This window comes from Corynebacterium ciconiae DSM 44920 (assembly GCF_030440575.1).
Taxonomy (GTDB): Bacteria; Actinomycetota; Actinomycetes; order Mycobacteriales; family Mycobacteriaceae; genus Corynebacterium; species Corynebacterium ciconiae.
Map to the genome: position 1 here is coordinate 1,190,450 of NZ_CP047189.1, position 21,220 is coordinate 1,211,669.

16 protein-coding genes and 3 rRNA genes are annotated in these 21,220 nt (G+C 59.5%); all 19 read left to right on the forward strand.

Features of this window, described 5'->3' with window-relative positions; translation table 11 throughout:
- Positions 1 to 133 precede the first annotated feature (133 nt).
- The 19 genes from argC (at position 134) to CCICO_RS05350 (ending at position 21,180) form a co-directional block, all read left to right on the forward strand.
- Positions 134 to 1,177: an N-acetyl-gamma-glutamyl-phosphate reductase gene (argC, locus tag CCICO_RS05260; protein WP_018019883.1), complete on the forward strand. Its 1,044-nt coding sequence runs from the start codon at positions 134 to 136 to the stop codon at positions 1,175 to 1,177.
- A gap of 87 nt (positions 1,178 to 1,264) precedes the next feature.
- Entirely contained in the window at positions 1,265 to 2,425 is a 1,161-nt protein-coding gene (gene argJ / locus CCICO_RS05265; protein WP_018019882.1) for a bifunctional glutamate N-acetyltransferase/amino-acid acetyltransferase ArgJ, read from the forward strand.
- 92 nt (positions 2,426 to 2,517) lie between these two features.
- The gene (gene argB, locus CCICO_RS05270) at positions 2,518 to 3,459 is read left to right on the forward strand and encodes an acetylglutamate kinase (protein ID WP_018019881.1); all 942 of its coding nucleotides are present in this window, start codon (positions 2,518 to 2,520) and stop codon (positions 3,457 to 3,459) included.
- 7 nt (positions 3,460 to 3,466) lie between these two features.
- On the forward strand, positions 3,467 to 4,660 hold the full coding sequence (locus tag CCICO_RS05275) for an acetylornithine transaminase (RefSeq protein ID WP_018019880.1): 1,194 nt from the start codon (positions 3,467 to 3,469) through the stop codon (positions 4,658 to 4,660).
- A complete protein-coding gene (gene argF, locus CCICO_RS05280) occupies positions 4,657 to 5,640 on the forward strand; it encodes an ornithine carbamoyltransferase (protein WP_040357767.1) in 984 nt (327 codons plus the stop codon). The genes CCICO_RS05275 and argF overlap by 4 nt, the downstream gene beginning before the upstream one ends.
- Positions 5,640 to 6,113, forward strand: coding sequence for an arginine repressor (locus CCICO_RS05285; protein WP_018019878.1), 474 nt, complete (start codon positions 5,640 to 5,642; stop codon positions 6,111 to 6,113). Before argF ends, CCICO_RS05285 begins: the two co-directional genes overlap by 1 nt.
- A gap of 46 nt (positions 6,114 to 6,159) precedes the next feature.
- The gene (locus CCICO_RS05290) at positions 6,160 to 6,450 is read left to right on the forward strand and encodes an antibiotic biosynthesis monooxygenase family protein (protein WP_018019877.1); all 291 of its coding nucleotides are present in this window, start codon (positions 6,160 to 6,162) and stop codon (positions 6,448 to 6,450) included.
- A gap of 223 nt (positions 6,451 to 6,673) precedes the next feature.
- Positions 6,674 to 7,870, forward strand: a complete 1,197-nt coding sequence (locus CCICO_RS05295; protein WP_018019876.1) for an argininosuccinate synthase — start codon at positions 6,674 to 6,676, stop codon at positions 7,868 to 7,870.
- A gap of 105 nt (positions 7,871 to 7,975) precedes the next feature.
- Entirely contained in the window at positions 7,976 to 9,412 is a 1,437-nt protein-coding gene (gene argH, locus CCICO_RS05300) for an argininosuccinate lyase (protein WP_018019875.1), read from the forward strand.
- An 11-nt stretch (positions 9,413 to 9,423) separates the two neighbouring features.
- Positions 9,424 to 9,600 carry a Trm112 family protein gene (locus CCICO_RS05305; RefSeq protein WP_018019874.1) on the forward strand — a complete coding sequence of 59 codons (177 nt, stop codon included), beginning with the start codon at positions 9,424 to 9,426 and terminating at the stop codon, positions 9,598 to 9,600.
- 28 nt (positions 9,601 to 9,628) lie between these two features.
- Complete coding sequence (gene tyrS, locus CCICO_RS05310) at positions 9,629 to 10,900, forward strand: tyrosine--tRNA ligase (protein WP_018019873.1); 1,272 nt, start codon at positions 9,629 to 9,631, stop codon at positions 10,898 to 10,900.
- Between the two features lie 632 nt (positions 10,901 to 11,532).
- Positions 11,533 to 13,060: ribosomal RNA gene (locus CCICO_RS05315) — 16S ribosomal RNA — on the forward strand.
- A gap of 327 nt (positions 13,061 to 13,387) precedes the next feature.
- Positions 13,388 to 16,483, forward strand: a 23S ribosomal RNA gene (locus tag CCICO_RS05320).
- Between the two features lie 86 nt (positions 16,484 to 16,569).
- A 5S ribosomal RNA gene (rrf, locus tag CCICO_RS05325) occupies positions 16,570 to 16,686 on the forward strand.
- Together the 16S, 23S and 5S rRNA genes form the textbook arrangement of a ribosomal RNA operon.
- Positions 16,687 to 16,848: 162 nt before the next feature.
- A complete protein-coding gene (locus tag CCICO_RS05330) occupies positions 16,849 to 18,009 on the forward strand; it encodes a tetratricopeptide repeat protein (protein WP_018019626.1) in 1,161 nt (386 codons plus the stop codon).
- A gap of 143 nt (positions 18,010 to 18,152) precedes the next feature.
- Entirely contained in the window at positions 18,153 to 19,172 is a 1,020-nt protein-coding gene (locus CCICO_RS05335; protein WP_018019627.1) for an HAD-IIA family hydrolase, read from the forward strand.
- A 3-nt stretch (positions 19,173 to 19,175) separates the two neighbouring features.
- On the forward strand, positions 19,176 to 19,382 hold the full coding sequence (locus CCICO_RS05340; RefSeq protein WP_156809849.1) for a hypothetical protein: 207 nt from the start codon (positions 19,176 to 19,178) through the stop codon (positions 19,380 to 19,382).
- Entirely contained in the window at positions 19,379 to 20,200 is an 822-nt protein-coding gene (locus CCICO_RS05345; RefSeq protein WP_018019628.1) for a TlyA family RNA methyltransferase, read from the forward strand. Before CCICO_RS05340 ends, CCICO_RS05345 begins: the two co-directional genes overlap by 4 nt.
- Positions 20,197 to 21,180, forward strand: a complete 984-nt coding sequence (locus CCICO_RS05350) for an NAD kinase (protein ID WP_018019629.1) — start codon at positions 20,197 to 20,199, stop codon at positions 21,178 to 21,180. The genes CCICO_RS05345 and CCICO_RS05350 overlap by 4 nt, the downstream gene beginning before the upstream one ends.
- Positions 21,181 to 21,220 lie beyond the last annotated feature (40 nt).

Below are 21,220 nucleotides of genomic sequence, written 5' to 3' on the forward strand. Positions count from 1 at the left end.
TGGGGAGTACTACGCAGCAGTCTGGGCGTAGCCGCAACCACGGATCATCGTCCGGGATGTATGGGCTGGGAGGCACCTACACCCAGTTATGCATAGTTTGCAAAAGAGTGCATAAAAGCTATACTTGCCTTCTATGACTATTACTGTTGCCGTCGCTGGAGCAACCGGCTATGCAGGTTCTGAGATCCTGCGCCTGTTGCTCGCTCACCCCGCCTACCTCCGCGGAGAGCTGCGTATTGGCGCGCTTACGGCTAACTCCTCTGCGGGGCAGAGCGTGGCAGAACTGATGCCGCATGTGGTGCCCTTGAACGATAGGGTCATCGAGGAGACCACCGCAGAGAATCTCGCCGGCCACGATGTGGTCTTTTTGGGGCTGCCGCATGGCTTCTCGGCCGAGATCGCCCGCCAGGTGGGGCAGGAGTCCATCGTGATCGACTGCGCCGCAGATTTTCGTCTCCGCGACCCAGAGGCGTGGCGCCGCTACTACGCATCAGAGCATGCAGGCAGTTGGCCCTATGGCATCCCAGAAATGCCCGGACATAGGGAACAGCTACGAGGTGCTCGGCGCATCGCAGTGCCTGGTTGTTTCCCCACAGGCGCCACCCTGGCGCTCATGCCGGCGGTTGCGGCCGGATTGATTGAGAAGGATATCGCGATCACCTCCATCACGGGTGTCTCTGGGGCAGGGAAGAAGGCCTCGGTGCCGTTGCTCGGCTCGGAAACCATGGGCTCGCTCAAGGCCTATAACACCGCCGGCAAGCACCGACACACCCCGGAGATCATCCAGAACCTCTCCGAGCTCAGCGACGGTGAGATCACCCTCAGCTTCACCCCAGTGCTGGCGCCCTTGCCGCGCGGCATTCTCACCACCGCTACTGCACGGGTGAATGCGGGGGTGAGCGCCGAGGATGCTCGGGCGGCCTACGAGGAGTTCTACGCCAGCGAGCCCTTCGTGCAGCTACTCCCCGCCGGTGTGCAGCCGCAGACGCAAAACGTGGTGGGCGCTAATAGCTGCCACGTGCAGGTCGAGCTCGATGAGCTATCGGGGCGTCTGCTTCTTAGCTCCGCGATCGACAACCTCACCAAGGGAACCGCAGGGGCGGCGGTGCAGTGCATGAATCTAGCCCTCGGGTGGGAAGAAACGCTGGGGCTACCCTTGGTAGGTGTTGCGCCCTAAACAGATAGCTTGCGGCGAGGCTTTCGTCTCTCCGGACTTACGTCATTCACCTTTTCCTCATAGTTTTCTACGTCAAGGATTTCGCGCATGAGCACTCACAGCATCACCACCCCCGCTGGCTTCGTTGCAGCGGCTACCACCGCAGGTATCAAGCCTTCAGGCAAGTCGGATATGGCGCTAGTGGTCAATCAGGGGCCCGAGTTTGTGGCCGCTGGTGCCTTTACCCGCAATCGAATTGTGGCATCGCCGGTGAAGCTTTCCCGCACAGCGGTGGCCGATGGCCAACTCAAGGCGGTGCTTTACAACTCCGGTAATGCCAATGCCTGCAATGGCGCACGAGGCGATCAGGACGCCGCCGAGCTCACCGCGCAGGTAGCCGAGGCTCTTCAGTGCAGTCCCACGGATGTGGCTGCCTGCTCCACTGGTTTAATTGGTGAGCCGCTACCTATGGACAAGGCCCGTGCTGGTGTGACCGCATTGGTGGGGGATCTGGGCGATCACGGCGCAGCCGCGGCCCAGGCGATTCTCACCACGGACACCACGGATAAGCAGAGCTTTTTTAGCGGCGAAGGCTGGAGCCTTGCAGGCATGGGCAAGGGAGTGGGCATGATCGCTCCTTCTCTGGCGACCATGCTGGTGTGTCTGACCACTGACGCGAAGATCACCGACAGCATGGCGGACGAGGCGATTCATAAGGCCACCGCAGTTACCTTCGACACCCTCGATATTGATGGCTCGACCTCCACCAATGACACTGTATTGCTGCTGGCCTCTGGGGCGTCGGGAATTCAACCCAGCCAGGAGGAGCTCGATGCAGCGGTGCTCAAGGTGTGTGCCGATTTGGCAGATGCGATGCAGGCCGACGCCGAGGGCGTGACGAAGCGAGTGAAGATCGAAGTCACCGGTACCGACTCGGATGAGGAGGCGCTCAACGCTGCCCGCACCTTGGGCCGTGACAACTTGTTCAAGTGCGCGATGTTCGGTTCAGACCCCAACTGGGGCCGAGTGCTGGCCGCGGTGGGCATGGCTGACGCCGCCATGGATCCGGAGCACATTGCGGTCTACTTCAACGATCATCCGGTGTGTATTGATACTGGCGGAACCCCCGATGCCCGCGAGGTGGACCTATCGGGTGCGGATATCTCGGTGCGGGTGGATCTGGGCACCGGCGGTGATGGTTACGCCATGGTCCGCACGACAGACCTCTCCCACGCCTATGTGGAGATCAATAGCGCCTATTCCAGCTAGCGCCTAGCCCAGCAGCAGCGTGCGCGCGGGTGCGAATTCGAGGCGGCGCGGCGGCGAGATCATTCGCTGGCGCCGATGCGAGAGAAGATGAGATGACAAACAACCTAACCAGGAATCTGGATAACGAGGTCCGGGCGAATGTGCTGGCCGAAGCTTTGCCGTGGCTGCAGCATTTCCGCGACAAGATCGTTGTGGTCAAATACGGCGGCAATGCCATGGTGGACGAGGAGCTGAAGGCAGCTTTCGCCGCGGACATGGTGTTTTTGCGCACCGTGGGTGCGAAGCCGGTGGTGGTGCACGGCGGCGGGCCGCAGATCTCGAAGATGTTGGCTCGAGTCGGCCTCGAGGGGGAGTTTAAAGGCGGATTCCGCGTGACCACCTCCGAGGTGATGGACATTGTGCGCATGGTGCTTTTCGGCCAGGTCGGTCGCGACCTGGTGGGATTGATCAATTCCCACGGCCCGTATGCGGTGGGGACCTCGGGTGAGGACGCCGGGCTTTTTACCGCCACTAAGCGCTACGTGGATGTCGGCGGGGAGCATCTCGACATCGGCTTGGTGGGAGACATCGTGGATGTCAACCCTGAAGCATTGATGGATATCATTGATGCCGGCCGTATCCCGGTAGTGTCCACGATCGCCCCAGGTCTCGATGGCGAGGTTTATAACATCAACGCCGACACCGCAGCAGGGGCTTTGGCCAGCGCCATTGGCGCCGAGCGTTTACTCATCCTCACCAACGTCGAGGGGCTCTATACCGACTGGCCGGATACCTCTTCGTTGGTATCCAAGATCACCGCCACAGAGCTGTCGAGGATCCTGCCCGACCTGCACGAGGGCATGATCCCGAAGATGGAATCATGTCTCAGGGCTGTGGAGCAGGGCATCAATGCCGCCCATGTGGTCGATGGTCGGATTGCTCATTCCGTGCTGCTCGAGCTGCTCACCGAAGGCGGCATCGGCACCATGGTGCTGCCCGATTCTTATGACACTGAGGATTACCCAGAATCCACTATTTTTAGGAAGGACGCCTAAACGAGTCATGACTGCTCTCGAATCATGGCCCAGCGCGCTCATGAACACCTATGGCACGCCCGCGGTGGAGCTATCTTCCGGTGAGGGTGCCCACGTCACCGACGCCGAGGGGCGCAGCTACATCGATATGCTCGCCGGCATCGCCGTCAACGCGCTCGGCCATGCACATCCAGCGCTTATCGACGCCGTCTCCACGCAAACCCAGACCCTCGGGCACGTCTCTAACCTTTTTGCCTCAGCGCCGACAGTGGAGCTGGCGCAAAGGCTGAAGGGCCAGTTGTCGCGCCTCGACGAGCAGGCTGGCGAAAGTGCAAAGGTCTTCTTCTGTAACTCCGGTGGGGAAGCCAATGAGGCCGCATTCAAGCTTGCTCGCTTGACTAAACGGTCCCGAGTGCTCACGGCGGTGCATGGCTTTCACGGCCGCACCATGGGCTCATTGGCGCTGACCGGCCAAGCCGATAAGCGCGCGCCTTTTGAACCGCTGCCCGCCGGGGTGGAGTACTACCCCTACGGTGATGTCGCCGCTCTGACCGAGATGGTAGAGCGCAATCCGAGCGATGTTGCCGCCATCATGCTCGAGCCGATCCAGGGCGAAACCGGTGTGGTTCCTGCCCCCGAAGGCTTCCTGCGAGCGGTGCGTGAGCTGTGTGATCGCCACGGCATCCTGATGATTGTGGACGAGGTACAGACCGGTATTGGCCGCACCGGCGAGTTTTGGGCCTTTGAGCACGAGCCGGGAGTTATCCCCGATGTCATCACCATGGCTAAAGGGCTTGGCGGCGGCTTACCGCTCGGCGCCTGCATGGCCACCGGCTCCGCGGCGGAGTTGTTCGGGCCAGGTTCGCATGGCACCACCTTCGGCGGCAATCCCATTGTGTGCGCGGCTGGGCGGGCAGTGGTGGACATTGTGGCTGATCCCGCCTTCTTGGCCGAGGTGCGGGACAAGGGACAGCGCCTGGCTGATGGCGTCGACAAGCTTGCGTTGGTCGATCATGTGCGCGGCCGTGGGCTCATGCTTGGGCTCGTGCTCACTCAACCGGTGGCCAAAAAGGTGGTACAGGCGGGTTATCGCCACGGCCTGATCCTCAATGCCTGCGGTGATGATGTGGTGCGTTTGACCCCGCCGCTGGTGATTACCGAGTCCGATATTGATAGTGCGATCGCGCGCTTCGCCGATACGTGTAAAGAGGTAGAACAGTGATAACGACAGTGCGACATTTCCTCGCCGATGATGATCTCAGCCCCGCCGAGCAGGCGGAAGTGCTGCGGCTGGCGCTGGCGCTGAAGAAGGATCGCTTCGCGGAACGCACATTCGCTGGGCCTAAAACCGTGGCGCTGCTGTTAGATAAGACATCCACCCGCACCCGCTTTTCCTTCCACGCCGGTATTGCAGAGCTGCAGGGCAGCCCCATCGTGGTGGATACCAGCAGCAGCCAGATGGGAAAGGGCGAGACCTTCCAAGACACCGGCGCGGTGCTGTCTCGTTTCGTGTCTTTGATCGCGTGGCGCACCTATGCGCATTCGAATCTCGAGCAGATGGCCGAGACCGCCACGGTGCCGATCATCAACGCCCTGAGCGATGATCTTCACCCGTGCCAGATCCTGGCAGATCTTCTCACCTGTGTGGAGCATCTCTGCCCCGAGCAGGGGCCGGAGGGGCTGCGCGGCACCAAGGCGGTGTACCTGGGTGATGGGGCCAATAACATGGCGAATTCCTACATTCTGGGCTGCGCCACCGCGGGGATGGATATCACCATCATCGCCCCCGAGGGCTTCCATGCGGAGCAGCGATTTGTTGAGCGCGGCCAGGCAATTGGCGCCCAGACGGGGGCCACGGTGAAGGTGAGCGCCGATGTCGCAGACGTGGCTGGTGCCGATGTTGTCATCACCGATACGTGGGTATCGATGGGCATGGAAAATGATGGAGTTGATCGCACCACGCCCTTCCAGCCCTACCAAGTTAACGCCGAGGTCATGAGCCTAGCCAAGGATTCAGCTATCTTCTTGCACTGCCTACCGGCTTACCGTGGCAGCGAGGTCACCGCGGAGGTGATCGATGGACCGCAGTCGGTGGTCTTCGACGAGGCGGAAAACCGCCTGCACGCGCAGAAGGCGCTGATGGTGTGGCTCATGGCTGCCCAGACGGGAGACAAGGTGGCGAGCCTGGAGGGCGAAAGCTAATGGCGACCCCCCGCAGCAGAGTGGCGCGGCACCAGCGGATCCTGGACTTGGTGCGCTCGCAGAAGATCTCCAGCCAGCAGCAATTGTCCGAGTTGCTGGCTCAAGACGGTTTCGCCGTCACCCAAGCGACCCTGTCTCGGGACCTCGACGAGGTCGGTGCCGCCAAAACCCGAGACCAGAGTGGGCAGAGCTATTACTATCTGCCGGCAGATGGCGAGGCCTCGACGACCGACGGCCTGAGGGAGAAATTCCGGCGAGTGCTCGACGAGTTGCTCGTGGGCATTGATTCCTCCGGCAATATCGCGATGCTGCGCACTCCTGCAGGCGCGGCCCAGTATTTGGCTAGCTATATCGACCGCGTGGAGCTGCCGGAGATCGCCGGTTGCATCGCGGGCGATGACACCATTTTTGTCCTGGCTCGCGAGCCCTTGACGGGCAAAGAGCTGGCGGATTACTTGCGCTCCCGCGACTAGAGACTGTCGCCCCGTGTGTGGGGTTTGCTGTGGCTAGAATGTCGGTATGACCATTCGCGAAGTTGCACAGTTTTTCATTGAAGAAGGTAAAGAAGAAGACTTCATCGCTGCCTACACCGGCGCCGTGGTTCAGATCACCTCCTCCGAGGGCTGCCACGGGGCCGTGTTGCGTCGAGGCATCGAAACCCCGACCTGGTTTGTGCTGATGGTCGAGTGGGACTCGGTAGAGGCCCACCAGGCCTTTCGTGATTCGGAGCGGCTAGCGAAGTGGCGTGCCCCGATCACTCCGTTCTTTGCCAAGCCGCCGACAGTGGAGCACGTCGAGGACGTGGCCTAGCGTCAGCGCTCCTGCCGCTAGCGGCGGGGCTGTGCGTGCGAGGCTGCATAATTTGCATGCAATCGCATATTTGCTAGTATGGGGGTCGTTGCGCACAGCGGCCCCCGTGGCCATGGTCCGCGCCGGTAGGAATGCCGGCATGGACGATCGGCGCAGTAGAAGCACGGGCAGCCCGATCCCTGCGGCTCCCCACAACAATCTTTAATCGAGGAGAATCGTTTCCATGACTGATCGCGTTGTTCTTGCCTACTCCGGCGGACTGGATACTTCTGTAGCCATTCCTTACCTGGCCAAGATGACCGGTGGGGAAGTTATCGCCGTGTCTATTGATCTCGGCCAGGGCGGCGAGGACATGGAGTCCGTGCGGCAGCGCGCTCTTGACTGTGGCGCCGTGGAATCCATCGTGATCGACGCCAAAGATGAGTTCGCCGAGAACTACTGCTTGCCTACCATCAAGGCCAACGGCATGTACATGAAGCAGTACCCGCTGGTATCTGCAATTTCTCGGCCGCTGATCGTGCAGCACTTGGTGCAGGCCGCAGAGGCACATGGCGGCACCCATGTGGCCCACGGTTGCACCGGTAAGGGCAATGACCAGGTGCGTTTCGAGGTGGGTTTCGCTGATCTCAACCCTGATCTGAAGGTGATCGCCCCAGCCCGTGACTATGCCTGGACCCGCGATAAGGCTATTGCCTTCGCTGAGGAGATCAACCTGCCGATCGAGCAGTCGAAGAAGTCTCCGTTCTCGATCGACCAGAACGCTTGGGGCCGCGCAGTCGAAACCGGCTTCCTCGAGGATCTGTGGAACCCGCCGACGAAGGACCTCTACGCCTATACCGAGGAGCCGACTCTCGGTAACGCCCCGGACGAGGTGACCATCACCTTCGCCAACGGTGTGCCGGTGGCTATCGATGGTCGTAAGGTGAGCGTGCTGGAGGCCATCGAGGAGCTCAACCGCCGCGGCGGCGCGCAGGGTGTGGGCCGTCTAGACATGGTGGAAGACCGTTTGGTCGGCATCAAGTCCCGCGAGGTCTACGAGGCTCCGGCTGCAATGATCCTCATCAAGGCGCACGAAGCGCTGGAGGATGTGTGCATGGAGCGCGAGCTCGCCCGCTACAAGCGTGGCGTGGATGCCCGCTGGTCCGAGGAGGTCTACGACGGCCTCTGGTTTGCCCCGCTGAAGCGTTCCCTCGACGCCTTCATCGACTCCACTCAGCAGAACGTCAGCGGCGATATCCGCCTGGTGCTCCACGCCGGCAGCATTGTAGTCAACGGCCGCCGCTCCGAGAGCTCCCTCTACGATTTCAACCTGGCCACCTACGACACCGGCGATACCTTCGACCAGTCCATGGCCAAGGGCTTCGTCCACCTGCACGGCTTGTCCTCCCAGATCGCCTGCAAGCGCGACCGCGAGGCCTAAGCCCGTCGACGACCATGCGCCGATTCGAAGCCCTCGTGGCCTCGGGTCGGCGTCTCGGCTGTCAATCACCATCGATCTGCACATCACACTTTTTAAGGAACTCACATGGATAAGCACGGAACGAACGAAGGTGCGCTGTGGGGCGGGCGCTTTTCCGGCGGACCCTCCGAGTCAATGTTTGCGCTGAGTGTATCCACCCACTTCGACTGGGTGCTCGCCCCTTATGACGTGCTCGCCTCCAAAGCCCACGCTCGGGTGCTACACAAGGCAGGCCTGCTCAGTGACGAGGACTTCGACACCATGCTCGCCGGCCTCGACCAGCTCGGAGCGGACGTGGCCGATGGCAGCTTCACGCCTGACCCCAGTGATGAGGACGTCCACGGCGCGATGGAACGCGGGCTTATCGAGCGTGTCGGCCCCCAGGTGGGCGGGCGTCTGCGCGCTGGGCGATCCCGCAATGACCAAGTGGCCACACTCTTTCGTATGTGGGTGCGCGATGCGATCCGTGAGATCAGCCAAGGCATCCTCGAGCTTGTCGACGCCATCTCGCGCCAAGCAGCCGCACACCCCCGGGCAATCATGCCCGGCAAGACTCACTTCCAGGCAGCCCAGCCGGTGCTGCTCGCGCACCAGCTGCTGGCGCACGCCCATCCGCTCCTGCGTGACGTCGAGCGCCTACAGGATCTGGACAAGCGCCTCGCCGTGTCGCCCTATGGTTCCGGTGCACTCGCCGGATCCTCCCTAGCGCTTGATCCCGAGGCCATCGCGGAGGAGCTGGGCTTCGACTCTGCCGCCGATAACTCCCTCGATGCCACCGCCTCGCGGGACTTCGCCTCCGAGACCGCGTTCGTGCTGGCCCAAATCGCCGTGGATATGTCGCGCTTCGCGGAGGAGATCATCGCCTGGTCTACCCCTGAGTTCAACTACATCACCCTGGCCGATGCCTGGTCCACCGGCAGTTCGATCATGCCGCAGAAGAAGAACCCCGACGTGGCCGAGCTTGTGCGGGGTAAGTCCGGCCGACTCATCGGTAACCTCACCGGCCTGCTTGCAACTCTCAAGGCCATGCCCTTGGCCTACAACCGCGACCTGCAAGAAGACAAAGAGCCTATCGTGGATTCGGTGCAGCAGCTGCAGCTGCTCCTGCCGGCCATGACCGGACTTGTTGGCACGCTGACCTTCAATGAAGAGCGGATGCGCGAGCTTGCTCCCGCTGGGTTTACCCTCGCCACCGATTTGGCCGAGTGGATGGTGCGCGAGGGGGTGCCCTTCCGCGAAGCCCACGAGGCATCTGGAGCCTGCGTTCGCCTCGCTGAGTCGCGCGGCGTGGATCTGGTTGACCTCAGCGATGAGGAGCTGGCCAGCGTGGATGAGCGGCTTAAGCCCGAAGTGCGCGAGGTGCTCACCATCGATGGCGCTGTTGCCTCTCGTGCCACCCGCGGTGGTACCGCTGGGGTGCGCGTGGATGAGCAGCGAGAGCGCGTCGATAAGCTCGCGGCTAAGTACCGGGATTGGGCCACCACGGCCGTTATTGAGAGATAGGATGATGTGCCATGAGTATTGATCCCGAATTGCTCGAGGTACTCGCATGCCCCCAAGACAAGGGGCCGTTGAGTTATGACGCCGAAAAGGATGTGCTGGTCAACCCCCGGCTGAACATCGCCTATCGTATCGACGACGGTATCCCCGTTCTGCTCGCCGACGAAGCGCGCGACTACCCCGAGAACTAATCCACCTTTTCTAATCCTTGAGGACTTCATGTCTGACAACATCATTGATGAGCTGCACTGGCGCGGCCTGATTAACCAGTCCACCGATCTCGACGCTCTGCGCGAGGCCTGCGAGAACCCAATCACCCTGTATTGCGGCTTCGACCCCACAGGATCCTCGCTGCATGCAGGCCACCTTGTTCCGCTCATCATGCTCAAGCGCTTCCAGCAGTACGGTCACCGTCCTATCGCCATCGCCGGCGGGGCAACCGGCATGATCGGTGATCCGCGCGAGGTGGGGGAGCGGTCTATGCTCTCCGAGGACACCATCGCCGAGAACGTCGACTCCATCAAGTCCCAGTTGGAACGCTTCGTGGACTTCGGCGACGGCACCCATGGCACGGCACTCATGCTCAACAACGCCGATTGGACCGGCCAGATGAGTGTCATCGCCTTCCTGCGTGATTTGGGCAAAAACTTCTCGCTCAACACCATGTTGGATCGTGATACCGTCAAACGCCGCCTCGACGGCGACGGTATTTCCTACACCGAGTTTTCCTACATGCTGCTGCAGGCCAATGACTTCGTGCACCTACAGCGCAACTACGATTGCACGCTGCAGATCGGCGGCTCCGATCAATGGGGCAACATCGTCTCTGGTGTGGACCTCAACCGCCGCCTCGACCAGAAGAAGGTGCACGGTCTGACCGTGCCACTCGTCACCGATGCCGACGGTCAGAAGTTCGGCAAGTCCACCGGTGGCGGCAAACTCTGGCTCGATGCGACGCTCACCAGCCCCTATGCGTGGTACCAATACTTCATCAACGCCGGCGACTCTGTGGTGATCGACTACATGCGTTGGTTTACCTTCCTCAGCAAGGAAGAGATCGCAGACTACGAAGAGGAAGTGGCCGAGCGTCCCTATAAGCGCGAAGCCCAGCGTCGCCTCGCGCGAGAAATGACCACCCTGGTGCACGGCGCGGAAGCTACCGAAGCAGTTGAGCTTGCCTCGCAGGCGCTGTTCGGCCGTGCCGAACTCAGCGATCTTGATGAGTCCACCCTGGCTTCGGCACTGGCAGAGACCTCCATTGCTGAGGTACCGGCCAGCGAGCCGGGCACCATCGTCGAGCTCTTTGTGGCCTCTGGCTTGGTGGATTCCAAGGGTGCAGCACGTCGTGCTGTCAAGGAAGGTGGCGTGTATGTGAACAACGAGCGCATTAACGACGCCGAGTGGATCCCCAGCGAAAGCGACCTGCTGCACGGAAGCTGGCTGGTGCTGCGGCGGGGCAAAAAGAACTTCGCCGGAGCTCGCTTGGTCTAACGAAGCGACTCAGCACCCCTAAGACCTCACAGTTACCGCGTTCGGGCGCCTAACCGTGAGGTCTTTGTGTTGAGGAAAGCCCGCCGCGAAGGGCCGATAAGCGCGACGGCAACATAAGTCTTCATTGAGCGTGGTGTTTTTTGGGGTGTGTGCTGGGGGTTTGTGTGGTTGGGGTGGGTGTGTGTAGGTTTATGTCTCGTCGCTGAGGCGGCCGCGAGATGGATTAGGGTCTTGACTTTGGTTGGGGCTGTGGTTTAGGATCGTGTTTCGCTGCTGTTTACTGATGGCTTGTTGGTTGTTGGTGGATGGTGTGCGTGTGTTGTTTGAGAACTCGATAGTGTGCCAGCTTTGTTTTGTTGATGTGTGCTGCATGTTTGTGTGGTGTGCGTGTTGGTTGTGTGTGGATCAGGTGCCCTTGTGATTGGGGTTTGTTTGGTCGCATGTGATTTGATGCGTGTGCTGTATTTTTTGTGCAGTGTGTGTTGATGATTTTTTGGGGGTGGGTTTTCCTCGTCGGATTCTGCCCCTTTTTTTGTTTTTTGTTTTTTTGCTAGTGTATTGGGCTTTTCATGTAAGCTTGTATGCTTTTTACTGATTCGGCTGCCGCGTTTTGTGGTGGTTGTTTTTGGTTTTTTGTGGAGAGTTTGATCCTGGCTCAGGACGAACGCTGGCGGCGTGCTTAACACATGCAAGTCGAACGGAAAGGCCCCAGCTTGCTGGGGTACTCGAGTGGCGAACGGGTGAGTAACACGTGGGTGATCTGCCTTGGACTCTGGGATAAGCTTGGGAAACTGGGTCTAATACCGGATAGGACCATCGTTTAGTGTCGGTGGTGGAAAGATTTTTTTGGTTCAAGATGAGCTCGCGGCCTATCAGCTTGTTGGTGGGGTAATGGCCTACCAAGGCGTCGACGGGTAGCCGGCCTGAGAGGGTGATCGGCCACATTGGGACTGAGACACGGCCCAGACTCCTACGGGAGGCAGCAGTGGGGAATATTGCACAATGGGCGCAAGCCTGATGCAGCGACGCCGCGTGGGGGATGAAGGCCTTCGGGTTGTAAACTCCTTTCGGTACCGACGAAGCCTTTTGGTGACGGTAGGTATAGAAGAAGCACCGGCTAACTACGTGCCAGCAGCCGCGGTAATACGTAGGGTGCGAGCGTTGTCCGGAATTACTGGGCGTAAAGAGCTCGTAGGTGGTTTGTCGCGTCGTCTGTGAAATCCCGGGGCTTAACTTCGGGCGTGCAGGCGATACGGGCATTACTTGAGTGCTGTAGGGGTAACTGGAATTCCTGGTGTAGCGGTGAAATGCGCAGATATCAGGAGGAACACCGATGGCGAAGGCAGGTTACTGGGCAGTTACTGACGCTGAGGAGCGAAAGCATGGGTAGCGAACAGGATTAGATACCCTGGTAGTCCATGCTGTAAACGGTGGGCGCTAGGTGTGGGGACTTTTCATGGTTTCTGTGCCGTAGCTAACGCATTAAGCGCCCCGCCTGGGGAGTACGGCCGCAAGGCTAAAACTCAAAGGAATTGACGGGGGCCCGCACAAGCGGCGGAGCATGTGGATTAATTCGATGCAACGCGAAGAACCTTACCTGGGCTTGACATGGACAGGATCGGCGCAGAGATGTGTTTTCCTTTTTGGCTTGTTCACAGGTGGTGCATGGTTGTCGTCAGCTCGTGTCGTGAGATGTTGGGTTAAGTCCCGCAACGAGCGCAACCCTTGTCTTATGTTGCCAGCACGTGATGGTGGGGACTCATGAGAGACTGCCGGGGTTAACTCGGAGGAAGGTGGGGATGACGTCAAATCATCATGCCCCTTATGTCCAGGGCTTCACACATGCTACAATGGTTGATACAACGCGATGCGAGCCTGTGAGGGTGAGCGGATCGCTTGAAAGTCAGTCTTAGTTCGGATTGGGGTCTGCAACTCGACCCCATGAAGTCGGAGTCGCTAGTAATCGCAGATCAGCAATGCTGCGGTGAATACGTTCCCGGGCCTTGTACACACCGCCCGTCACGTCATGAAAGTTGATAACACCCGAAGCCCATGGCCCAAGCCCTTTGTGGTGGGGAGTGGTCGAAGGTGGGATTGGCGATTGGGACGAAGTCGTAACAAGGTAGCCGTACCGGAAGGTGCGGCTGGATCACCTCCTTTCTAAGGAGCTTATTTAAGTGTCATGGTTGTTGTGACACGGCTTGTATTTTTTTAAAAAAATTTCCTGTATGGAACACGCATGATTGTTTATGGCGCGTGTGCTGCGTGGATGTGTGGTTGACGAGCATGTTGATGAAACGTTTGTGAAGCTGGTGCATTGTTGGGTGTCTGAGGCAACATGGTTGTCTTGTTTGTTTGGGCACACTGGCTGACTTCTGCTGCTTTGTGGTGGTGGGGTTGGTGGTGTGTGTGTTGTTTGAGAACTGTATAGTGGACGCGAGCAATTTTATTGTGTTTGTTCTTAGTGTTTTTTGATTGTTTGTGTGTCTGTTTTTTATTTAGGGCGCACGGTGGATGCCTGGGCATCGTCAAGCCGATGAAGGACGTGGAAGGCCGCGATAGTCCTCGGGGAGTTGTCAATCGAGCGTTGATCCGAGGGTGTCCGAATGGGGAAACCTAGCGCATGCTGCTGTGGTGGTGTGTGTTTCCTTGTGGTGAATGTATAGCCGCATAGGGGGTGTACGCGGGGAAGTGAAACATCTCAGTACCCGTAGGAGAAGAAAACAAGAGTGATTCTGTGAGTAGTGGCGAACGAAAGCGGATGATGGCTAAAAGTCATGCGTGTGATACTCGGCAGGGGTTGCGTGTGGCTGGTTGTGGGGCATGTGTGTTGGTGATACTGCCGTGTCATCTCGATTGTTGGTGTGTGTGAGGCGAAGTGGTGTGGGATCACCTACCGTAGACGGTGAGAGTCCGGTAGCCGAACGCATGTGCTGATGGTTGTGTGCGTGTTCCCGAGTAGCAGCGGGCTCGTGGAATCTGCTGTGAATCTGCCGGGACCACCCGGTAAGCCTGAATACTTGGCGTGACCGATAGTGTATTTAGTACCGTGAGGGAATGGTGAAAAGTACCCCGGGAGGGGAGTGAAATAGTACCTGAAACCGTGTGTCTACAATCCGTCAGAGCACCCGTGGTGGTGTGATGGCGTGCCTTTTGAAGAATGAGCCTGCGAGTCAGCGGCATGTCGCGAGGTTAACCCGTGTTGTGGGGTAGTCGTAGCGAAAGCGAATACTAACTAGTGTGTTTAGTGGCGTGTCCTGGACCCGAAGCGGAGTGATCTACCCATGGCCAGTGTGAAGCAGCTGTAAGAGGTTGTGGAGGCGCGAACCCACTTAGGTTGAAAACTGAGGGGATGAGTTGTGGGTAGGGGTGAAAGGCTAATCAAACTCCGTGATAGCTGGTTCTCCCCGAAATGCATTTAGGTGCAGCGTTGCGTGTTTCTTTGCGGGGGTAGAGCTACTGGTTGGTTGAGCGGGACTATCATCTTAGCAACATCAGCCAAACTCCGAATACCGTGAATGTTATAGCGTGGCAGTGAGACTGCGGGGGATAAGCTTCGTAGTCGAGAGGGAAACAGCCCAGATCGTCGGTTAAGGCCCCTAAGAGTGTACTAAGTGGAAAAGGATGTGGGATCGCGAAGACAGCCAGGAGGTTGGCTTAGAAGCAGCCATCCTTGAAAGAGTGCGTAATAGCTCACTGGTCGAGTGGTTCTGCGCCGACAATGTAGTGGGGCTGAAGTACACCGCCGAAACCACGACAGCAACACCGTGTGTGTTGTTGGGTAGGGGAGCGTCGTGCACGACGGTGAAGCCATAGCGGAAGCAGTGGTGGAGTGTGTGCGAGTGAGAATGCAGGCATGAGTAGCGAATGCAAGGTGAGAATCCTTGCCGCCGGATGATCAAGGGTTCCTGGGTCAAGCTCGTCTTCCCAGGGTGAGTCGGGTCCTAAGGCGAGGCCGACAGGCGTAGTCGATGGCAAACGGGTTGATATTCCCGTACCCGGTTGTATGCGACCAATGATGATGCAGTGATACTAACCACCCTGAATCATATGTCACATGCCTTGTGGTGTGTGGTGTGTGAGGATGCGTGGGGCCTGATCTGTCGTAGTCAAGTGATGGAGTGACACAGAGTGGTAGCCACGCCAACCGTTGGTTGTGTTGGTGTAAACGCGCAGCCCGTGGCCTAGGTAAATCCGGGCCGCTTTTAAGGGTGAGGCGTGATACGTACCCACTTGGTGGGGATGGTGGTGATCCTGCGCTGTCGAGAAAAGCTTCTAGCGATGTATATAACCGGCCCGTACCCCAAACCGACACAGGTGATCGAGTAGAGAATACTAAGGCGAGCGGGTGAACTGTAGTTAAGGAACTCGGCAAAATACCCCCGTAACTTCGGGAGAAGGGGGACCCTACCCTGTCACTGTGTGGCGGGGTGGTGGTCGCAGAGTCTAGAGGGAAGCGACTGTTTACTAAAAACATAGGTCTGTGCGAAAACGTGGAAGTTGATGTATACGGACTGACGCCTGCCCGGTGCTGGAAGGTTAAGAGGACCTGTTAGACCCTTACGGGGTCGAAGCGGAGAATTTAAGCCCCAGTAAACGGCGGTGGTAACTATAACCATCCTAAGGTAGCGAAATTCCTTGTCGGGTAAGTTCCGACCTGCACGAATGGCGTAACGACTTCCCTGCTGTCTCAACTACAGGCCCGGTGAAATTGCATTACGAGTAAAGATGCTCGTTACGCGCGGCAGGACGAAAAGACCCCGGGACCTTCACTACAACTTGGTATTGGTGTTCGGGTCGGTTTGTGTAGCATAGGTGGGAGACGTGGAAGCATTAACGCTAGTTGGTGTGGAGTCGCACGGTGAAATACCACTCTGACCGATTCGGATATCTCAACCTTGGCCCATGATCTGGGTTAGGGACAGTGCCTGGTGGGTAGTTTAACTGGGGCGGTTGCCTCCCAAAAAGTAACGGAGGCGCCCAAAGGTTCCCTCAGCCTGGTTGGCAATCAGGTGTTGAGTGTAAGTGCACAAGGGAGCTTAACTGTGAGACAGACATGTCGATCAGATACGAAAGTAGGGACTAGTGATCCGGCATCTCATCGTGGATTGGGTGTCGCTCAACGGATAAAAGGTACCCCGGGGATAACAGGCTGATCTTCCCCAAGAGTCCATATCGACGGGATGGTTTGGCACCTCGATGTCGGCTCGTCGCATCCTGGGGCTGGAGTAGGTCCCAAGGGTTGGGCTGTTCGCCCATTAAAGCGGCACGCGAGCTGGGTTTAGAACGTCGTGAGACAGTTCGGTCTCTATCCGCCGCGCGCGTTGAAACTTGAGAAAAGCTGTCCTTAGTACGAGAGGACCGGGACGGACGTACCTCTAGTGTGCCAGTTGTTCCACCAGGAGCACGGCTGGTTAGCTACGTACGGACAGGATAACCGCTGAAAGCATCTAAGCGGGAAGCCCCTTTCAAGACCAGGTTTCTTTTGAGGTACCCCACAGACTATGGGGTTGATAGGCCAGAACTGGACGCACAGTAATGTGTTCGAGGTGACTGGTACTAACCTACCAACAAAAAACACACCACAAACCAAAAAACCAAACGCTATAAGCCGCATGCGTCCACTACACAGTATCTGAAACAACACACCCAAACACACCTATAGATGTGTCGGTGGTTATAGCATCGGGGACACGCCCGGTCCCATTCCGAACCCGGAAGCTAAGCCCGACAGCGCTGATGGTACTGCACCCGGGAGGGTGTGGGAGAGTAAGTCACCGCCGACCTAAAACTTAACAGTGCAACATTAAAGGATGTGATAGGTAAGAGAAGGAATGTATCCTGCTTACCTATCGCATCCTTTTTTGCATGCCACAATCATTACTGCTCTACTCTAGAGCTTGACTAGCACCACACTGTAAGCCCAAGAAAGGGTGTCAGAATCTCCCATGGCAGATAACGACGGACGCCGCCGCGAACACTCATCCAACTCCAACCACCGCGACCACGGGCACAATAACCGCGGTTCGGATCGGGGCCGCAGCCACCGAGGCCAGCGCAATGATCGCGATCGCCGCAGCGGCGCAGGCCGCGAAGGACATCGTGCCGGGGGCCGCTGGGAAGACCGAGGCGATCGGCGGAGCCACGGTAATCGCTATGACCGCCGCGACATCGATGATCGCCGCAACAATCGCGGTAACCGGGATGGCGATAATCGCGGCTATCGCGGCGGAGACCGGCCGGACCGTCGCGATAGCGGCGAACGCCGTCATAACGGTGGCGGTCGCGGGGGCGATCGTTATGAGAGCCGCTCCAACGGTGAGCGCCGCGGCGGCCGCAACGATTCCCGTGGGCATGCCCAGCGGGGCGGGCGCAACCGGACCCCGGGTTATCGATCCGGTGGCACACGCGCAAACTTCCGCGCGGAGAAGGATCGGGCGCGCAAGAACGAGCCCGCCATTCCTGAGGATATGAACTGGAAGGACCTGGATCCTTCTGTGCGCCAGGATCTCCGCAGCCTATCGAAAGACAATGCCGAACGCGTGGGCGCTCACATGGTAGCCGCCGCCGCGCTCATGGCCGAGGACCCTGACAAGGCACTTGCCCATGCCCGTGCCGCGAAGGACCGCGGTGGACGAGTAGCCGTGGTGCGTGAAACCGTCGGCATCGCCGCGTACCACGCAGGCGAGTGGAAAGAAGCGCTCTCCGAACTGCGCGCAGCCCGCCGCATGAGTGGAGGCCCCGGGCTGCTGGCCGTGATGGCGGACTGCGAACGCGGTCTCGGTCGCCCCGAGAAGGCCATCGATATCGCCCGCGAGGAATCCACCTCCGGTATGAGCAATGCGGACAAGGCTGAGCTGGCCATTGTTATTGCTGGTGCCCGCCGTGACATGGAGCAGTATGACGCCGCCGTACTGGAGCTCGAACGCTTCGGACTGGAGGGCATCGAGCCGGCGTTCACCGCAGCACGAGTGCACTACGCCTACGCGGATGCGCTCATCGACGCCGGTCGTACCGGTGAGGCAAAGAAGTGGTTTGAGAAGGCAGTCTCCGAAGACCACGATGAGCTTCTTGACGCCCGCGATCGATTGGCCGCGCTCAACGACTAGCCCCCGCAACGGCATCTCGTTGTTTCCATAGCCGCCGCCACGGCGACACCTAGGTGGCTTCAATCCAGTTAAGAACCTAGGCGGCGGCATTGGTGTCGAGGCGCCCGCGGTCACCACCGTGTGGGTGGGTAGAATAATGTTCCATGTGCCTGAGCAAGAATTTTGATCTGCTGATCTTCGATCTAGATGGAACGGTCTACGCCGGCGGCGACCCCATCGAGCACGCGGTCGATTCCATCCTCGCCGCAGATATGAACTGCCAGTATGTGACTAATAATGCCTCCCGAGCCCCCGAGGTGGTGGCCGAACAGCTGAGCTCGCTGGGGCTGCGCGTGAGTCCGAGCGATGTGCTCACCTCTGCCCAAGCAGCGGTAGCCATGGTGGCACAAGAAATCGAGCCGGGCGCCCGGGTCTACGTTGTGGGCGCTGATTCTTTCAAAGAGCTGACCAGAGACGCCGGCTTCGAGGTAGTGGAATCCGCCGACGCCCAGCCCGCCGCGGTACTCCACGGACACAACCCCGCTACTGGCTGGGCTGAGCTCTCAGAGGCAGCCCTAGCTATCGGCCGCGGTGCCCGCTATTTTGCGTCTAATCTCGATACCACGTTGCCTATGGAACGCGGGCTTCACGTGGGCAATGGTTCAATGGTTGCCGCAGTGGCCACGGCAACGGGGGTGACTCCGCAGTCTGCGGGCAAGCCCGGGCCCACGATGTTTCTGGCGGCTGCCCATCGCACTGCGGCGCGCCGCCCGTTGTCGATTGGCGATCGCCTCAACACCGATATCGCAGGCAGCGTGGCCGCCGGCATTCCTAGTTTGCACGTTCTTACCGGTGTAAGTGGATGTTGGGATGTACTGAACGCGCCAGTGGCGGAACGGGCACGCTATGTCGCCGCGGATCTGCGGGCACTGGACATGGCCGCGGATGCCGTTGATCCCTTCCACACCGACAGCCACGGAAACTTCAGCGCCACCTATGACGCAGACCGTGGAACGCTCAGCATCGGCGGCGAACCCATTGACGAAGAGGACGCCCCGCTCGAAGCGCTGCGCGCCGCGCTCGCTGTGGTGTGGACGGACAGCGAGGCCTCTCATGAGCTCAACTCTGAGGCCGTGCACACGAGCTCGGATGAGGCTGCCCGCGCTGTCGCGCAGTGGTGGTAGATCGTGGCTGCACAGTCTGTTCCGACCCCCGGTGATCTTTATGCCGCCCAGGCTGCTGGCGGAGAGGTGGACGTCGATAAGCTCGAAGAACAGGTAAACGCACTGCTCGGGCAACCTACTGCCGATGCGGCGGAGGAGGCTCGAGTGTTGGCGCAGGCACATGAACTCGTGCATCAGGCCTTAGAACGCAGAGTAGAAGGATCCTCGTGAGTGGACGCAGACGGCTCGATCAAGAGCTAGTGAAGCGCAAGATTGCCCGGTCGCGGGAGCATGCCCAGCAGATGATCCGTGACAAGCGGGTCGTGGTCGCGGGCATGCTTGCCACCAAACCCGCCACCCAAGTAACGGGAGATGTCTCCATCAAGGTGCAAGAGGCGGAGTCGGACCGGTGGGCCTCCCGGGGCGCGCACAAGCTTCTCAGCGCCTTAGAGGCGTTTCGCCCCGAAGAGCTGAGCCTGAAGGACGCTACGATCATCGATGCCGGCGCCTCCACCGGCGGGTTTACGGATGTGTGCCTCCGACAGGGCGCAGCGAAGGTACACGCAGTCGATGTCGGATACGGGCAGCTGGTGTGGCGCTTGCAAAACGAGGACCGAGTGCACGTGCTTGATCGCACCAATATTAGGCATCTCACCCCAGAGATGCTCGGCGGCCAAGCCGATATGATGGTCGGCGACCTTTCCTTCATCTCTTTGAGGCTAGTGCTTCCCGCAATCGTGGAGTGTCTGCGCGACGGGGCACAGCTTTTGCCCATGGTGAAGCCGCAATTCGAAGTAGGCAAGGAGCGCATCGGTGCAGGTGGTGTGGTGCGTTCGCCGCAGCTACGGCACGAGGTGGTGCGGGAAGTCATCGACTCCGCCGCCGAGCTGGGGCTGAGCGTGCGCGGCGTGGTGGCCAGTGGCCTGCCAGGGCCATCGGGCAACGTAGAGTATTTCCTGTGGTTGGTCAAAGACGGCGGCGTGAGCCAGCCAGAGCCCACACGTATCGACGCGATGGTGGCCCGCGCCATCGAGGAGGGACCCCAATGAGCAGCACCCACTGTGCTCCCGCTACGCCGGGCAGCAGCGAACACGCCACGGACAAGCGCATTGTGTTATTGGTGCCGCACACCGGGCGCAGCTCGAACGTGGAGGCCGCCGCACGTGCTGCGGAATTGCTTCTCGACGCCGGCATCGAGGTGCGTGTCTCTGTAGATCCACAGGCATCCTCCTTGGACAGCCACCCAATTTTTTCTCGCCTCGAGCAATTTGGCCATGATGTCTCTGCCACCGAAGGAGTGGAGATGGTGCTTGTTCTTGGTGGCGATGGAACCTTCCTCCGCGGCGCCGATCTGGCCTACTCGGCGGATCTGCCGGTGCTCGGCATCAACCTCGGCCACGTGGGGTTTCTGGCCGAGTGGGATTCCGATTCGCTCGATCTAGCCATTGAACGCGTGGTTGCCCGCGACTATGAAGTGGAAGACCGCATGACCATCGAGGCAATGGTGCGCGGGCCTAATAACGAGGTGGCGGGCCGCGGCTGGGCGCTTAACGAGGTCAGCGTGGAAAGCCTGAATAGTCGGGGAGTGCTGGATGCAATCCTCGAGGTCGATGGCAGGCCAGTGAGCTCCTTCGGCTGTGATGGCGTGCTGGTGTCTACTCCCACCGGTTCTACGGCCTATGCTTTCTCGGCGGGAGGGCCGGTGCTATGGCCGGAGCTTGACGCGATTCTCGTGGTACCCAATAACGCCCACGCCCTCTTTGCCAAGCCACTGGTGGTCAGCCCAGATTCGCAGGTGGCGGTGGAATCAGTGTCCACTACCTTTCCTGCCCAAGCCGTGATGGATGGATTCCGGCAGGTGTCCATGCCGCCGGGCTCGCGCATCGAGATCAACAAGGCCGCCACCCCAGTGCAGTGGGTGCGTTTGGACCATAAGCCTTTCGCTGACCGGCTCGTAACTAAGTTCCGGCTTCCCGTAGAAGGCTGGCGGGGGCCCTCCGCTGCTAACAATCCGCACGCTCAGCAGTGACGACGCCACCTTCACCGCCGCGCGCGCTGTGGGGTGTGCA

Bases quoted from the DNA above. Each gene is read 5' to 3' on its own strand.
- argJ (WP_018019882.1), top strand. From the start codon at position 1,265: ATGAGCACTCACAGCATCACCACCCCCGCTGGCTTCGTTGCAGCGGCT.
- CCICO_RS05295 (WP_018019876.1), top strand. From the start codon at position 6,674: ATGACTGATCGCGTTGTTCTTGCCTACTCCGGCGGACTGGATACTTCT.
- CCICO_RS05290 (WP_018019877.1), top strand. From the start codon at position 6,160: ATGACCATTCGCGAAGTTGCACAGTTTTTCATTGAAGAAGGTAAAGAA.
- argC (WP_018019883.1), top strand. From the start codon at position 134: ATGACTATTACTGTTGCCGTCGCTGGAGCAACCGGCTATGCAGGTTCT.
- tyrS (WP_018019873.1), top strand. From the start codon at position 9,629: ATGTCTGACAACATCATTGATGAGCTGCACTGGCGCGGCCTGATTAAC.
- CCICO_RS05335 (WP_018019627.1), top strand. From the start codon at position 18,153: ATGTGCCTGAGCAAGAATTTTGATCTGCTGATCTTCGATCTAGATGGA.
- argH (WP_018019875.1), top strand. From the start codon at position 7,976: ATGGATAAGCACGGAACGAACGAAGGTGCGCTGTGGGGCGGGCGCTTT.
- CCICO_RS05330 (WP_018019626.1), top strand. From the start codon at position 16,849: ATGGCAGATAACGACGGACGCCGCCGCGAACACTCATCCAACTCCAAC.
- CCICO_RS05305 (WP_018019874.1), top strand. From the start codon at position 9,424: ATGAGTATTGATCCCGAATTGCTCGAGGTACTCGCATGCCCCCAAGAC.
- argB (WP_018019881.1), top strand. From the start codon at position 2,518: ATGACAAACAACCTAACCAGGAATCTGGATAACGAGGTCCGGGCGAAT.
- CCICO_RS05275 (WP_018019880.1), top strand. From the start codon at position 3,467: ATGACTGCTCTCGAATCATGGCCCAGCGCGCTCATGAACACCTATGGC.
- CCICO_RS05285 (WP_018019878.1), top strand. From the start codon at position 5,640: ATGGCGACCCCCCGCAGCAGAGTGGCGCGGCACCAGCGGATCCTGGAC.
- CCICO_RS05350 (WP_018019629.1), top strand. From the start codon at position 20,197: ATGAGCAGCACCCACTGTGCTCCCGCTACGCCGGGCAGCAGCGAACAC.